Below are 14,785 nucleotides of genomic sequence, written 5' to 3' on the forward strand. Positions count from 1 at the left end.
CCCCGACCGAAGAAAGCCGAGCATGCGCGTTGGCCCCAGCCAGGAGGAGATCCGGCGGAGCAACCTCGGAGCGCTCCTGCGCTCCGTGCACCTCCACGGCGCGATGTCCCGCGCCGACCTCACGGCGAGCCTGGGCCTCAACCGCAGCACGATCGGCGCGCTGACCGCGGACCTCGCGGCCGCGGGTCTCGTCAGTGAAGGGGTACCGCGGGAGCAGCGCGGCCGGGCCGGCCGCCCGTCGCTCGTGGTGCGGCCGGAGTCCGAGAAGGTGTACGTCTTCGCCTTCGCCGTCGAGGTCGACCGCATCGTCGCCGCCCGCGTCGGCCTCGGCGGCTCCGTCCTGGACCGCTTCGAGGCCGCCCGCCCGCGCGGCGAGCACGACGCCGCCACGGCCGTCGCCCCCATCGCCGACTTCGTGCGCAAGATGCGGCACACCGCCCCGGCCGGCGCCCGGCTCATCGGCAGCGGCGCGGCGGTCTCGGCCATGGTGCGCCGCGACGACGGTTTCGTCCGGCTCGGCCCGCAGCTCGGCTGGGCCGACCAGCCCCTCGGCGAGGCGCTGCGCGACCTGGTCGGCGACGGCCGGGCGGTCGCCGTGCGCAACAACGCCGACCTGGCCGCCCTGGCCGAGCACACCCGAGGCGCGGCGGCGGGCTGCGACAACCTCGTGTACCTCTACGGCGACGCGGGCATCGGCGGCGGCATCATCGCGGCCGGGCGCCCGGTGACCGGCCACGGCGGCTACGGCGGCGAGGTCGGCCACATGGTCGTGAACCCCAACGGCAAGGCGTGCAGCTGCGGCTCCCGCGGCTGCTGGGAGACCGAGATCGGCGAGCACGCCCTGCTCTCGGCGGCCGGGCGCAGCGCGACGGCGGGGCGCGAGGGCATCCTGGCGGTGGTCGACGCGGCCTCGCGCGGCGACAACACCGCGCAGGCGGCCATGCGCCAGGTCGGCGACTGGCTGGGCTTCGGCGTGGCGAACCTGGTGAACATCTTCAACCCGGAGATGGTCATCTTCGGCGGCACCCTGCGCGAGGTGTACCTGGCCTCGGCCGCGCAGGTGCGCTCGCGCCTGAACCGCAACGGCCTGCCGGCGTGCCGGGAGCACGTCCGCCTGCGCACGCCGCAGCTGGGCCAGGACGCGGCCCTCATCGGCGCGGCCGAGCTGGCCTTCGAGCCCCTCTTCGCCGACCCCCTCGACTCCGCCTAGCCCCTCGCCGCCTAGCCCCTTGCCGCCGCGACCCGCTCCCGGGCGCGTGAGCGGGCCAGCGCGCCGAGGGAGACCAGGGACAGCACCGCTGCCGCCGCGCCGGCGACGGTCCCCACGGCCGGGGCCGCGACCAGGGCCGGCAGGGTCCGCACCGCGATCGCGCTGCCCAGGGCCCGTGTCGAGGCGCTCCAGGCCAGGACCGTCGTCACCGTGCCGGGGCGGGCGGCCTGGGCCAGGCGCGCGTCCATCCCGCCCTCGAACGCGGTCATGCTCAGGCCGGACAGGAACTGGGCCAGGAACAGGCCGGTCAGGTGGGCCGGGGCGAGCAGCCAGCCGATCAGCATCCCGACGCCCCACAGGGGCCAGACCACGGCCGCGGGCAGGCGCAGCCGGCCGACGCGGTCCACGGCCCACGACGACAGCAGGCAGCCCGCGCTGAACGCGGCCGCGGCGCCCGCGACCGCGTGCTGGCCGTGCAGCTCGGTCGCCAGGGCCACCGAGAGCAGGGTCGGGCCTGCGGACAGCAGCATGACGCCGCCGCCGGCCGCGAGGACCGGCAGCGGGATGCGCACGCCGCGGGCCTCGGTCTCGGCGCGGCGCCGCTCGACCCGGGTGGCGTAGGCGGCCGGGGCCGGCGGGCGGACCAGCCGGGCGGTGCGCGCACGGCGGGCGGTGAGCATCGTCGGCAGGAGACTGAGGCCGTACACCGCGAAGACCGCGGCCAGCGACCACCGGTGCATCGGCAGCAGCGCGGCGACACCCGCCCCGGCCGCCTCGACCGCGGCGATCGACAGGGCGTAGCGGGTCATCGCCCGGGGCCGCGCGTCGACGGCCGCGACCTCGGCGCGCATCGCGGCGAAGCCCGCGAACGCGGCCACGTGCATCACCGTCACGCCCACCGCGACGAGCGCCGGGTTCGCGCCCTTGAGCAGGGCGGCGAGCAGGCCGATGCGCAGGACGGCCTCGGTGCAGCCGGCGAGCAGCAGCAGCGTGCGGCCGTGCAGGTGCCGGGCCAGCCAGCCGGTGATCGGGGCCGACAGCACGACGCCGAGCAGCATCGCCGAGTTGAACACGGCGGCCATGGCGAGGCCGCCGCGCTCGGTCGCGATGAGGTTGAACAGGGTCCAGCCCAGCGACAGGCCGAACGAGTCGACCACGCCGGAGACGAGCAGCTCGCGCAGCCGCCCGGCGCGGCGCCGGCCGCCCGTCAGCTCGGCGCGGTGGCGCGACCGGTGCGGGGCGGCCGCATCGGTCGCGGCCATCAGTTCGGGCCCGCCGGGGCCTCGGTCGCGGCGGCGGTGTGGGCGCGGCCGATCTGCGCGAGGCCCGGGTGCGCGTGCTGGGCCGGGTGCGGGGTGCGCTTGACCGGCTCGTTCGTCGCGGCCGGGCCGCCGACGAAGACCGGCTCCGGCGGGGCCTCGGGGGCACGCTGGACCGGCTCGTTCGTCGCGGCCGGGCCGCCGACGAAGACGGGCTCGGGCGGGGCGAAGCCGTTGAAGTGGCTCGCGTAGCTCAGCGTGTAGGCGCCCGCGGAGCCGATGTACAGGCGGTCGCCGACCTCGATCGTCGAGGGGAGGTTCACGCCGTAGAACATGGTGTCGGAGCTGTCGCACGACGGGCCGGTCACCGTGAAGGGCAGGTGCGCCACCAGCGCGTGGTCGGCGCGCGACGTCCACAGCGGGAAGCGCCACTGCTGCACGGTCTGCTGGGTCTCCATCATGCCGTTGTAGGCGCCGACGTCGACGTACAGCCAGTTCTCCCCCGCCCGCACCTCGCGGCCCAGGACCGTGGTGACCATGACGGCGCTCTCGGCGACCAGGTGCCGGCCGGGCTCGGCGGCCAGCAGGGCCGGGCGGTAGGGCAGCAGCTCCTCGAGCGCCGCGTTGATCGTGCCGGCGATCTGGTCCAGGGGCGGGACGCGCTCGACGTAGCGGGACGGGAAGCCGCCGCCGAGGTCGAGCATCTCCAGGTGGACGCCGTCCTGTTCCAGGGCGGCCATGAGGCGCCCGGCGGCGGCGATCGCCTGGCGCCACGCGCTCGTGGTGGCGCACTGGGAGCCGACGTGGAAGGTGATGCCGTACGGCCGCAGACCCAGCTCCCGGGCCAGCAGCATGAGCGCGCGGGCCTCGTGGGCCTCGGCGCCGAACTTGCGCGACAGCGGGAAGAGGCTGGTCGAGTCGTCCACGCGCAGCCGGATGTACACGGCGGCGCCGGGCGCGTGCTGGGCGAGCTTGTGCAGCTCGCCCTCGGAGTCGAAGCTGAACCGCCACAGCCCGGCGCGGCGGGCCTCGGCGATCGCGTGCGGGGGCTTGATCGGGTTGCTGTAGAGCACCTCGGCGGGGTCGATGCCGATCTCCTGGAGCATGCGCAGCTCGCCGACGGAGGCGACCTCGAAGCTGGAGCCGAGCGCGGCCAGGGTGCCCAGCACGTCCTCGGCGGAGTTGCACTTCATCGCGTAGAAGGTGCTCACGCCCGGGATGGCCGCGGTGAACGCGGTGTAGCGGGCGGCGACCGTCGACAGGTCCACGGCCAGCAGCGGGGTCGGCGCGTCGATCGCGGCGAGCGCCCGCGGGCCGAGCGCGGCGGGCCAGTGCGCGGGCAGGTCGAGGCGGGCCTGGTCGGCGAGGGCGGCCGTCATCGAAGCGGGCTCCTTACGCGGTCGGTCGTCGGGTGCAGCAACCAGGGTCGGGGCCGGGCGGAGCGCTCGGGGTTCGCCGCCGGTTGCCGGACGGTCGCTTCGGCTCGCCGACGGCGCGGGCGGGGGCGGCGGCCTCGAGCCGCCGCTTCGGCGTCCGACCTCGGCCCACCGCTGCGCCTCGCCACGGACCCGCCGCCTCGCCGCCGATGTGCCGCCCCGGCTCCGCCCTCGACCCGGCCCCTCGCCTCGCCATCGATCCGGCACCTCGGCTCGCCGTTCCGGGCCGCCGCTTCGGGCCACCTCTCGCCGATCCGTGCATATCCGAAATGTCGGATATGTCGTGGCGCGGAGCGCCCGACATATCCGGTCGCGCTGTTCGGTGCTGGTTGGAGTCGAGCGCCTGTTCTTGGCACCGCGGACCTGACAGAGAGGCCGGCCACGGCCGAACGGTGCCTGGCGGGAGCGACGGTCCGCCGGTGACGCGGCCCGAGCCATGGGCTTGTGGCTTTTTCAGGCGGCCAGTGCCGCTTTGTCCTTCAGGAGCAGGCCGGCCTCGGCGGCGGGCAGGGGGCGCGAGAAGTAGTAGCCCTGGGCCAGGTCGCAGCCCATCCGGCGCAGCGCGAGGAACTGCGCGTACTCCTCGATCCCCTCGGCCACGGTCGACATGCCCAGGCTCTGGCCGAGCTGGACGATCGTGCGGGCCAGGGCCGCGTCGGGGGTGGTGCCGCTGAGGCGTTCGACGAACGAGCGGTCGATCTTGAGCGTGTCGACCGGGAAGCGGCGCAGGTAGGCCAGGGAGGAGTAGCCGGTGCCGAAGTCGTCGATGGCCAGGCGTACGCCGATGTCCTTGAGGCTCAGCAGGACCGCGAGGTTCTCCTCGGTGTCGGTCATCAGCACGCTCTCGGTCATCTCCAGGCACAGGCGTTCGGCCGGCAGGCCCGTCGTGGCCAGGACCTGCGCGACGATCTCGGGCAGGTCGGGCTGGTCGAACTGGACGCCGGAGACGTTCACGGCCATCGTCAGCTCGCGCGCGGGGTCGGCCGCGCCCCACGCGACCGCCTGGCGGCTCGCCTCGGCCAGGACCCACTGCCCGAGCGGGCGGATGAGGCCGGTGGACTCGGCGAGCGGGATGAAGTCGGCCGGGCTGATCATGCCGCGCAGCGGGTGCCGCCAGCGCACGAGGGCCTCGAAGCCGACGATGGTGCCGGTGCGCAGCTCGATCGTGGGCTGGTAGTGCAGCTCGAGCTCGTCGCCGTTCTCCAGGGCGCGCCGCAGGTCGGCGGCGAGCTGCAGGCGCTCGACCAGGCCGGTGTGCATCTGCGGGTCGTAGCGCGCGAACTGGCCCGAGCCCGCGGACTTCGCACGGTACATCGCGAGGTCGGCGTTGCGCATGAGCTGGTCGGCGTCGCGGGCGTCCGGGCCGGTCAGCGCGATGCCGATGCTGCCCTGGACGTGGATCTCCTGGTTCTCGATGACGAAGGGCTCGTCGAGCGCGGCGATGATCCGGTTCGCGAGCTCGTCGGCGTCCTCGGGCGCGGCCACGGCGTCGATGAGCACGGCGAACTCGTCGCCGCCGAAACGCGCCACGGTGTCGCCGTCGCGCACCGCCTCGCCGAGGCGCATCGCGACCTGCATGAGCAGCACGTCCCCGGCGGCGTGGCCGAGGCTGTCGTTGACCTCCTTGAAGCCGTCGAGGTCCAGGAAGAGGATGGCGACGTCCTCGCGGCGGCGCAGGGCGACCTCGAGGCGGTCCTTGAACAGGGCCCGGTTCGCGAGCTTCGTCAGGCCGTCGTGGAAGGCCTCGTGCACGAGCTGGTCCTCGAGCTCCTTGCGCTCGCTGATGTCGCGCGAGTTCAGCACGATGCCGCGCACGCTGGGGTCCTCGAGCAGGTTGGTCAGGGTCACCTCGGCGAGGCAGCGGTGACCGTCGGCGTGCAGCATCGGCACCTCGACGACCCGCGTGGCGTAGGCGGTGCCGGAGATGGCCTCGATCGCGGCCACCAGCACCGGCGCCGCCTCCGAGAGCATGCGCTCGGTCAGCGTGATCCCGGAGAAGTACGACGGGTCGTAGCCGAACACGCGGCTGATGGACTCGCTCTGGTACGTCACCACGCCCTCGGCGTCGATGACGGTCACGACGTCGGAGCTGTGCTGCACCAGCGCCTCGAACCGCTGCTCGCTCGCGCGCAGCTCGGCGGTGCGCTCCTCGACGCGCGCCTCGAGCCCGCGGGTCAGGGAGCGGTTCTCGAGCAGCGTGAGCAGCTGCCGGCCCACGATGAGCAGGATGATCGCCGAACGGCTCCACGACACGAACATGTCGTGCGCGCCGTGGCGCAGCACCTCGAACGTGCTCGTGAGCAGGGCGCCGACCACGGCCAGGTACGGCAGCATCACGCCGAGCGGCTGGGTCAGCGCGTGCTCGTCCTGCTCGGTGTACGCGGGTTCGGGCCGCCGAGCCGCGAGGAAGATCAGGGCGAAGCCGCTGAACCAGCCCAGGTCGAGGACGTTGCCGCTGCCGTACGAGTCCAGCAGCGTCAGGTACGCGTACCCCGAGTCCGAGACGGTGAACGCGGCCAGCCCGGCCCCGACCAGCGGCAGCGACAACGGCCGCCGCCCGCCCCGCCGCAGCCGCGCGACCATGAACAGCACGATGGTGAGCACGACGACGTCGCCGCCCGGGTACCACAGCGTGACCAGCAGCCCGAGCCGGCTGTCCGCCCCCTGCCGCACCAGCGGTCCCAGAATCAGCACCCAGGTGATGAGCAGCAGCGACACGGCGATCATGAGCCCGTCGAGGATGCTGCGCACCTGCTGGGCGAGGCTCTGGCGGCTCACCGGGAGCAGCAGGAGGCCGGCCGCGGTGAACGGCATCATCCAGAAGTACCCGGCATCGGCGAGCGACGGGAACGGGACGTCCGTGCCGAGGACGGTCTCGTACCAGATGCAGAACGCCTGCCCGACCCCCCACGACACCGACCCGGCCCCGGTGAGCGCCCAGGCCCACCGCACGCGACGGCTCCCGTGCCCGCGGGCCTCCCGCCAGGCGCGCACGAGGCAGGCACCCCCCGCGGCCAGGGCGGCGAGGAACAGCGCGATGTTGGAGACGTTCTGCCCCACGAGGTTCCCGCCGGCCCCCGTGACGAAGACGACGAACAACACGGCGGTGACTGCGGCCGCGGTACCGCACAGCAAGGCGTACCCGCGCGTGGGCGCGGCGGCCCGGAGCAGGCTGTTCGGCCAGCTCGCCATCGTGCGCCCCCCGATCCTGTGCACCTGCGTCGCGTCGCGTGCCGCACTGATCGGGTCCGAGCTGGGCGAACTGAGCGGCGTACCCGGCAGGCAACCGTCCCGCACCCGACCCCTCCCCCGCTTCGGACGCGCACCGCCCGTCGCCGGCCTGCCCTTTGTGTCTCCCTCTCGCTCTTCTCCGTACTCGCTGCTCGCGCTCTTCTCGCTCTTCGCGCTCTTCTCGCTCTTCGCACTCTTCTCGCTCTTCGCGGCCCGCTCGCTCTTCGCAGCCCGCTCGGTCCGCTCGCGCTCCGCGGTCTGCTCGCTCTCCGCGGTCCGCTCGGTCCGCTCGGTCCGCTCGAGGGCCCCCGTCCTGCCGCCCCATTGCCGACCTCCTGACCCGGTTCGGGGCTTTCGGCCACCGTCGGCCGGTCACGCACCTCCCCGCACAACTGGTTCTCCGGGCGCGGAATCAGCATTCCAAGGATCTTCACTGTACGTGATGGCTAGATTGCGAGACGTGTTCGCGTTCGTTGGTCGCGTTCGGTTTTGGGCGCGGTCGCTCTGAAACGGAGTACGGGATGGCTGCGCAGTCCAGGTTGAAGCCGAGGCCCAAACGCCGGCCGCGGGTCACACGCCGGTCGATGAAGGCGGGCCTAGCCGCATTGACGGCCGGCGTCGTCGTGTTCGGCAGCACGGCGGGTCCTGCGTTCGCGGCAATGGCCAACGGAAACGGCCTCAACGCGACCGGCTCCGGCACAGCGGGTGACGCCTCGGCGACCCACGGCGCCAACTCCCCCGGCTCCGCCGCCCACCGCGGTACATCGACAGCGGGTAAGCCCTCGACCACCGCCAAGTCCTCGACCGGCAAGCCCGCCGGAACGCGCCGGGCAACCGGCACGTCCTCTTCGGGCGCGGCCGACTCCTCGGCCACGGCCCGTTCGTCCGGCGCGTCCGGCTCGAGCGGCGCATCCGGCTCCAGCGGCGCATCCGGCTCCAGCGGCGCATCCGGCTCCAGCGGCGCCCCAGTCGAGCGGCCCGACTACGTCGCCGACGACGCCCGTTCCACCGCCTCGAGCGAGGGCGGCTCCGCCGCCGGGAAGCGCACCTCGTCCGCACGCACCGCCTCGAGCGACGCCACCCGCTGCAAGATCGACGACACGCAGCGCAAGGACCAGAACGCCGCAGGCCGAACGGCCCGGACGAGCACCGAGTGCGCAAACGCCACCACGGACAGCAAGTCGGACGGCTGGGGACAGCAGGGCGACAAGGACACGAACGGTGGCTGGGGCCGGCAGGGCGACTTGACCTCGGGTAACGCGCGCACCGGCAACGCCACCTCGGGCAACGCCGCTTCCGGCACTGCGGGGACGGGCAATGCGGGGGTGACTGGCACCGGGTCCGGCAATGGCGGGGCCGCCGGCACCACCTCACGCAACGCCGGGGCTGCCGGCACTGCGTCCGGCAACGCCGGGGCCGCCGGCACCGCGTCCGGCAACGCCAGCTCGGGCAGCAGCACCGCAAGGAACGGTGGTGCGGATGCGACCACGGCCGGTAACGGCGCGACAGCCGGTGGTTCGTCCGCCGGCGGCACCACGGTCGGCAATGGCACCCACACAACGAGTAACGGCGCGAATCCGGCCGGTGTGGGATCGAACGCGAACGGCGCCTCCGGCACGTCAGCGCCGAACAGCAACCACCCCACCGGCAGCGCGGGCGCTTTTGGTGCGGGTAACGGTGCGTACGCGGACTACGTACCCAACGGATCTACCGGCGCTTCGGGGGCCAACGGCGCCACTGGCACCACCGGGACGAGCGGCGCTCGCGGCACCAATGGGACTGGCACGGCGGTCGGCGTCAACGGCTCCGGCGCGGCGAATGGTGCTCTCGGTGCGAATGGGACCAGTGCGGCCGCCGGCGTCAATGGAACTCTCGGGACCGGCGCCGCTGGAGGCGTCAACGGCGCTGCCGGGACTTCCGGGGCCGGCGGCGCGAACGGGTGGGCCGGCAGCCGGGGCGACCAGGCGGCCGCCGCGGCGCAGGCGCAGGCCCGTGCTCAGGCTCAGGCGCGCGCGTGGGCACAGACGCAGGCGCAGGCCGCCGCGAACGGACGACCGTACGCCGACACGAACAGTGACGCACTCGGCACCGACAAGCGCGGTGCCGGGCGGGATGGCGACGCGCTCCGGGCGATACCCAGCGTCATCGCGGGCTTGCTCGCGGCAACCGGCGGTGACGGCGCGGTGAGCGAGACCCTCGACGCGCTCGGGCGCGGCGGCGGTGCAGGCCGCGACAGCGACCGGCTCGCGACCGGTGACCAGCCCGGGGCCGCCGACGGCGGCGCCGCGCCGGCCGCGCCGGGCACCGGCGTGTACGTGCCCGGCGTCTCCGCGCCCGGCTTCGGAGGCCGGATCGAGGCCATCCCCGCGCCACCCTCCGGCGTGCACGTGGAGCCGCTCGGGTCCGGCATCCGGGTCACGTGGACCCACTCGGGCGAGAACGTCAATCACTACCTGGCGACCGCGTACGACTCGAACGGCAACGCCGTCGGCAACTGCACCAGCAACGATCCGGGCGTGACGACCTGCGACATCGTCAACGGCATCCTGTCGGGCGGCTCGTACACGGCGGGTGTCCTCGCGTACGGCTCGGCGGACGCGAGCGAGCCGTCCAGCGAGGTCACCTCGGGCAACACGGTCACCGTCGGGCCGCCCGCGGCACCGACCGGGGTCCACGCCATGGGCGCATCGCCGACGTCACTGGTCGTGTCGTGGACGGCGTCGTCCTCGGCGAGCAGCGCGATCGACCACTACGTAGTGGTGTCGGACCAGGACGCGTCGAAGGGCTGCAGCACCACCAACTCGAGCACGCTGCACTGCCTGGTCGACACGCTCAGCGCCGACACGGCCTACAGCTTCAAGGTGACGGCGGTCGGATCGGACCAGAGCGGCGACTCGGACCCGAGCGCGTCCTCGGACCCGGTCACGCCGGGCGCTCCCGACGCGCCGACGAACGTGATGGCCGTCCAGAACGGGGCGAACACGCTGCGGGTCAGCTGGACGGCCCCGGCGCAGACGCGGGCCGGCATCTCGAAGTACGTGGCGGTGGCGGTCGAGGACGCGGGCGTGACCTGCGATACCCACGACGGCGGCAGCACCTACTGCGACATCGGCAACCTGACGCCGGGCGGCACCGGGTACACCTTCCGCGTCCAGGCCAAGGGCATCAGCTCCAGCGGCGACTCCGCCTGGTCGGCGGCCTCCCCGGCGATCGTGGTGGCCGGGCCGCCGGACGCGCCGACGGGCGTGACGGTGACGCCGGGTGACGGCTCGCTGCTGGTGCAGTGGACGGCGCCGGTGAACCAGGGCTCGGGCATCGACGGTTACACGGTGTGGACGGCCGAGGACCACACGCTCACGTGCGGGCCGGTCGACGCCACCCAGCATCAGTGCACGATCACGGGCCTGGCCAACGGCACGCCGTACACGGCGCAGGTCGCGGCGGTCGGCAGCGGCAACTCCGGCACCTCGGACTGGGCGTCGGCCACGGCGGGGACCCCCAGCAAGGCCCCGGACGTCCCGGGCAATGTGACCGCGACGGCGAAGGCGGAGTCGATCTGGGTGGGCTGGACGGCGGGCGACCCGGGTTCGGGTGTCGCGAAGTTCCGGGCGACGGCCACTGCGCACGGTGACACGAAGACCTGCGACGCCGCGGCGACCGCGACCGGCTGCCTCATCACCGGGCTGACGGCCGGCACCGAGTACAGCGTCACCGTCCAGGCCCTCGGCCAGTACGGCCGCGACTCCCAGTGGGCGCCGGCGACGGCCGCGACCCCGGCGGCCCTGACGCTGCCGGCCGACGTGCCGCCGAGCGCCGGGCACGTGGACAGCTCCAGCGGCACCGACGTGGCCCCGGGCGAGTCGATCACGCTCAGCGGCACCGGGTACGCGCCGCACACGACGATCACGGTGGTCATCTACTCGGCGCCGCAGACGCTGGCCACGACGACGACCGACGGCAGCGGCGCGTTCAGCGTCTCGGTGACGGTTCCGGCCGGGTACACGGGTTCGCACACGCTGGTCGCCTCGGGCGTGGACAGCACGGGCACCCCGCGGTACCTCACGCTGGGTGTGGACATCACCGAGCACGCGGGCGGCGTGCCGGCCCACCCCGCCGAGCCGGCCGGTCACGGCGGGACGACGGACGGTTACGCGAGCGCGAGCGACACCACCGGAAGCCTCGCCGTGACGGGCGATCCGATTGCCAGCATCGCGATGTTCGGCCTGTGCCTGCTGCTGGCGGGCCTCGCGTTCGTGACCCTGTCGCGGCTGCGGTTCGTGGTCGACGCCCCGGCGGGCGGCACGGATCGGACCGCATAAGCCGAACGAGACGGGATAACCGTGCGAACAGGACGACGGGTAGAACTGCGCAAGCCGCACGGTGGCGCGACGAGCAGGACCGCGCAAGCCGCACTGGGGCGGAACGGGTGCCCGTAAGCCAGACGCGGGCGGGACGAGCCGGACGGGACCACACCGCGCACGTCGTTTCGGGCGCTGCGGCCGCAAACAGCTCCACGCGACCGCAGCGCCCTTGCGCAGCACTGGGCGACCGGGGGCCGCGCGGGAGGTGTGCCCTGCGTGGCGGGGCAGTGGCGCTCGGTGGCCATGCTCCGGGTCGCGAGAGGACGCGCCGACGAGCACTGGGCGTGAACGGGCGGGCACGTGCCGCAGGACGGCGGCGTGAACGCGCCGACACGACGGTGACGGCGACGTAGATGGGCGGGCACGACCGCGACGGCGACGTAGACGGGCGGGCACGACCGCGACGGCGGCGCGAAGGGCGGGCATGCGAGGTACGACGGCGGCGGGAACGGGCGGACACGACGGCGACATGAGCGGGCGCGCACGCGAGGTCCGACTACGAGGTGAACGGACAGAGGGGGCGCCCGTGCTGGGCGCCCCCTGTTCAGCTTCCCGCTTCGGCGTGGAACCGCTCGACGATGTCGGCGCGGATCCGGCCGCGATCGGAGACCTCGAGCCCTTTGCTCTGCGCCCACTCGCGGATCGCCCGGTTCTGCTCCCGCTCCGCGCGGGCCGACAGAACCGGCCGGCCGCCGCGCCCGCGCACCGGCACGGGAGCCGCCGGCGCACGGCCGAGCTTCGTCGCGGCCGTGACAAAGGGCGCGAGGACGTCGCGCAGATCGGCGGCGTTCTTCGCCGACAGATCGATGGTGTACTGCACGCCGTCGAGGCCGAAGCTGAGGCTCTCGTCGGCGAGGCCGCCGTCGAGGTCGTCGATCAGCTCATGTATCACGCGTCTGGCCATGGCGTTGCTGCCCTCCGAGAAGAATACGGGGAGTGAAATTCCGCAGCCCGCACCGCACCGCCAGAGCCGGTGAAATCGGTCAGACGGGCAGTGAGAGGCACGGAACGGTCGTCGCAGCCTACTGCAACGCTCACGGAAGGCAACCGGCGCCCTCGATGCCCGCACCCCGCCTGACGAGCCGCGCGAGCACGGCGAGCATCATTTCGATCGACGCAACGTGACGGTCCCCACATCGACGGACCCCTCCGGGAACGGCAACCGAAAGTGACAACACCACCACGGGAGAGCGGGCGCGGCGGCCCACGCAGCGTGATAGCCGGCAGAGCAACGGCCCTGACACAAGAACACCAGCCGGCTGGCCGCAACCGCTTCGACAGGCCGGACTCCCCCGGCGCCCCGGCGCCGTGCGGCGACGGGCGCGACACAAGTGCGTCGATCCCATCTCGCCGGCAAAGCAGCATCAGGAGACAGCGGCCAAGCCACGCACGGGAGAGCACACGCCGCGGCAAGAAGCGGCCATCGCGGGCAGTATCAACAGGGCCGAAGGACGGCCGTACGCAAAAAGGCTCGCCCGCCGCACCCAAGCGCGGCGGGCGAGCCCGGCGACGAATCGATCAGACGGCGGCGGCCGCCCGCGCCCGCTGGGCCTCGCGCCGCTCGACGAACCGCGCAGCCTGCGTGTCCAGGTCATTCATGAACGTCGCGAGCTCGTCCCGCGCCGCGGCACCGTCCCCGGAGAGGTCCCGGTCGAACGCGCGCACCTGCCGCAGGACCGGCGTGAGCACGTCGTCGTGGTGCAGCCGGAGGTCGTAGATGCCGGCCTTGGCGATCTGCACGGACTTGCGCCCGAAGTTCTCGATCGTGTGGCCGGGCATCTGGAACGAGGTCGCCACCTTGGTCAGCGCCCGCATCGTGGTGTTGGGCGCGAGGTCGAACGCCGCCTGGAGCAGGTTGCGGTAGAAGATCATGTGCAGGTTCTCGTCGGCGGCGACGCGCGCGAGGAGCTGCTCGCACACCGGGTCGCCGGAGACGGTGCCGGTGTTGCGGTGTGACACGCGGGTCGCGAGCTCCTGGAACGACACGTAGGCGACGGACTCGATCAGCCCCTCGTACGAGTTGTGGAAGCCGCCCTCCATGTGCGCCATCCGCGCCCGCTCCAGCGCGATCGGGTCGACCGCACGCGTAGCAAGCAGATAGTCACGGATCGCGATGCCGTGCCGGCCCTCCTCGGCGGTCCAGCGGTGCACCCAGGTCCCCCACGCTCCGTCACGGCCGAACACCGTGGCGATCTCGTGGTGGTAGCTGGGCAGGTTGTCCTCGGTGAGCAGGTTGACGACGAGGGAGATCCGGGCGACCTCGGACAGCTTCGACTGGCCCGGTTCCCACGCCTCTCCGCCGAGCACACCGTCGAAGTTGCTGCCCTCGCTCCACGGCACGTACTCATGCGGGAACCACTCCTTGGCCGTGGCCAGGTGGCGGTTGAGGTTCGCCTCGACGACGGGTTCGAGCTCGCGCAGCAGCACGAGCAGGTCGGTGGGTTCGGCCGGGCTCACTGGGCCTCCGATTCGTAGACGGCAGGAAGGGGTGCGGTCCCGCCCAGATGCGCGGGGAGCCACCAGGTGTCATCGGGGCCGTCGGGCTGCTGCGGGTACGACCGCTGCGCCTTATCCAGCATCGACGTCATCCGCGACCGTAGTTCAGCGGTCACGGAGTCTTGATTGTCGCGCCGTTCGGGGCGAAGGGGCTCACCCATGATGATGCTGATCGCGACGCCACGCTTCGTGAGGGTACGGGGCTGCCCCTTGGTCCAGAAGCGCTGGGTGCCCCAGAGCACCATCGGCACGAGCGGGGTGCCGGTGGACGCGGCGAGCCGGGCGGCGCCGCTCTTCAGGTCCTTGATCATGAACGACTGGCTGATCGTCGCCTCGGGGAACACGCCGACGACCTCGCCGGACTTGAGCGCGGTGAGGGCCGCCTTGTAGGAGGCCATGCCGGCGTCGCGGTCGACCGGGATGTGGTGCATGCCGCGCATGAGCGGGCCACCGATGGGGTGCCGGAAGATCGAGTCCTTGGCCATGAACCGCACCAGGCGCTTGGACTTGCGGGCGCCCAGGCCGCAGAAGATGAAGTCGAGGTACGAGATGTGGTTGCAGGCGATCACGGCGCCCCCGGTCGCGGGCACGTGCTCCTCGCCCTCGATCGTGATCTTCATGTTGAGCGCGCGGAACATCGTCCGGGCGAACCCGATCACCGGGGGGTACACCACATCAGCCATGCACTAACGCTAGCGGTCATTCTGTGCGCACACCCGGTACCCTGCCTCAAGACCATCTGACTTCCCAGGGAGTTCACAGTGCAGGACGAGGTGCTGGAGCCCGCCGCGC

Annotated in this window: 10 protein-coding genes; 2 read left to right on the forward strand and 8 right to left on the reverse strand. The window is 73.1% G+C overall.

Annotated features, from left to right (window positions below; translation table 11 throughout):
* The first annotated feature begins 22 nt into the window (after nucleotides 1–22).
* Nucleotides 23–1,210, forward strand: a complete 1,188-nt coding sequence (locus tag AC6JBM_RS16120; RefSeq protein ID WP_497984406.1) for an ROK family protein — start codon at nucleotides 23–25, stop codon at nucleotides 1,208–1,210.
* A gap of 11 nt (nucleotides 1,211–1,221) precedes the next feature.
* Here the strand turns inward: AC6JBM_RS16120 and AC6JBM_RS16125 are convergent, their stop codons facing one another.
* The 5 genes from AC6JBM_RS16125 to AC6JBM_RS16145 all read right to left on the reverse strand — a co-directional run bounded on the left by AC6JBM_RS16125 (nucleotide 1,222) and on the right by AC6JBM_RS16145 (nucleotide 8,772).
* Nucleotides 1,222–2,472, reverse strand: coding sequence for an MFS transporter (locus AC6JBM_RS16125; RefSeq protein ID WP_497984407.1), 1,251 nt, complete (start codon nucleotides 2,470–2,472; stop codon nucleotides 1,222–1,224).
* Nucleotides 2,472–3,848: a type III PLP-dependent enzyme gene (locus AC6JBM_RS16130; RefSeq protein ID WP_497984408.1), complete on the reverse strand. Its 1,377-nt coding sequence runs from the start codon at nucleotides 3,846–3,848 to the stop codon at nucleotides 2,472–2,474. The genes AC6JBM_RS16125 and AC6JBM_RS16130 overlap by 1 nt, the downstream gene beginning before the upstream one ends.
* Nucleotides 3,849–4,358: 510 nt before the next feature.
* Nucleotides 4,359–7,097 (reverse strand): putative bifunctional diguanylate cyclase/phosphodiesterase, encoded by a 2,739-nt coding sequence (locus tag AC6JBM_RS16135; protein ID WP_497984409.1) that lies wholly within the window; start codon nucleotides 7,095–7,097, stop codon nucleotides 4,359–4,361.
* A 469-nt stretch (nucleotides 7,098–7,566) separates the two neighbouring features.
* A complete protein-coding gene (locus AC6JBM_RS16140) occupies nucleotides 7,567–8,010 on the reverse strand; it encodes a hypothetical protein (RefSeq protein ID WP_497984410.1) in 444 nt (147 codons plus the stop codon).
* 108 nt (nucleotides 8,011–8,118) lie between these two features.
* On the reverse strand, nucleotides 8,119–8,772 hold the full coding sequence (locus AC6JBM_RS16145; RefSeq protein WP_497984411.1) for a hypothetical protein: 654 nt from the start codon (nucleotides 8,770–8,772) through the stop codon (nucleotides 8,119–8,121).
* A gap of 547 nt (nucleotides 8,773–9,319) precedes the next feature.
* Here AC6JBM_RS16145 and AC6JBM_RS16150 point away from each other — a divergent pair.
* On the forward strand, nucleotides 9,320–11,455 hold the full coding sequence (locus AC6JBM_RS16150) for a fibronectin type III domain-containing protein (RefSeq protein ID WP_497984412.1): 2,136 nt from the start codon (nucleotides 9,320–9,322) through the stop codon (nucleotides 11,453–11,455).
* A gap of 586 nt (nucleotides 11,456–12,041) precedes the next feature.
* Here the strand turns inward: AC6JBM_RS16150 and AC6JBM_RS16155 are convergent.
* The 3 genes from AC6JBM_RS16155 to AC6JBM_RS16165 form a co-directional block, all read right to left on the reverse strand.
* Nucleotides 12,042–12,401, reverse strand: a complete 360-nt coding sequence (locus AC6JBM_RS16155; protein WP_497984413.1) for a histone-like nucleoid-structuring protein Lsr2 — start codon at nucleotides 12,399–12,401, stop codon at nucleotides 12,042–12,044.
* A gap of 614 nt (nucleotides 12,402–13,015) precedes the next feature.
* Nucleotides 13,016–13,954: an acyl-ACP desaturase gene (locus AC6JBM_RS16160; protein ID WP_497984414.1), complete on the reverse strand. Its 939-nt coding sequence runs from the start codon at nucleotides 13,952–13,954 to the stop codon at nucleotides 13,016–13,018.
* Nucleotides 13,951–14,676 (reverse strand): lysophospholipid acyltransferase family protein, encoded by a 726-nt coding sequence (locus AC6JBM_RS16165; RefSeq protein WP_497984415.1) that lies wholly within the window; start codon nucleotides 14,674–14,676, stop codon nucleotides 13,951–13,953. The genes AC6JBM_RS16160 and AC6JBM_RS16165 overlap by 4 nt, the downstream gene beginning before the upstream one ends.
* Nucleotides 14,677–14,785 lie beyond the last annotated feature (109 nt).

This window comes from Dactylosporangium thailandense (genome assembly GCF_059739745.1).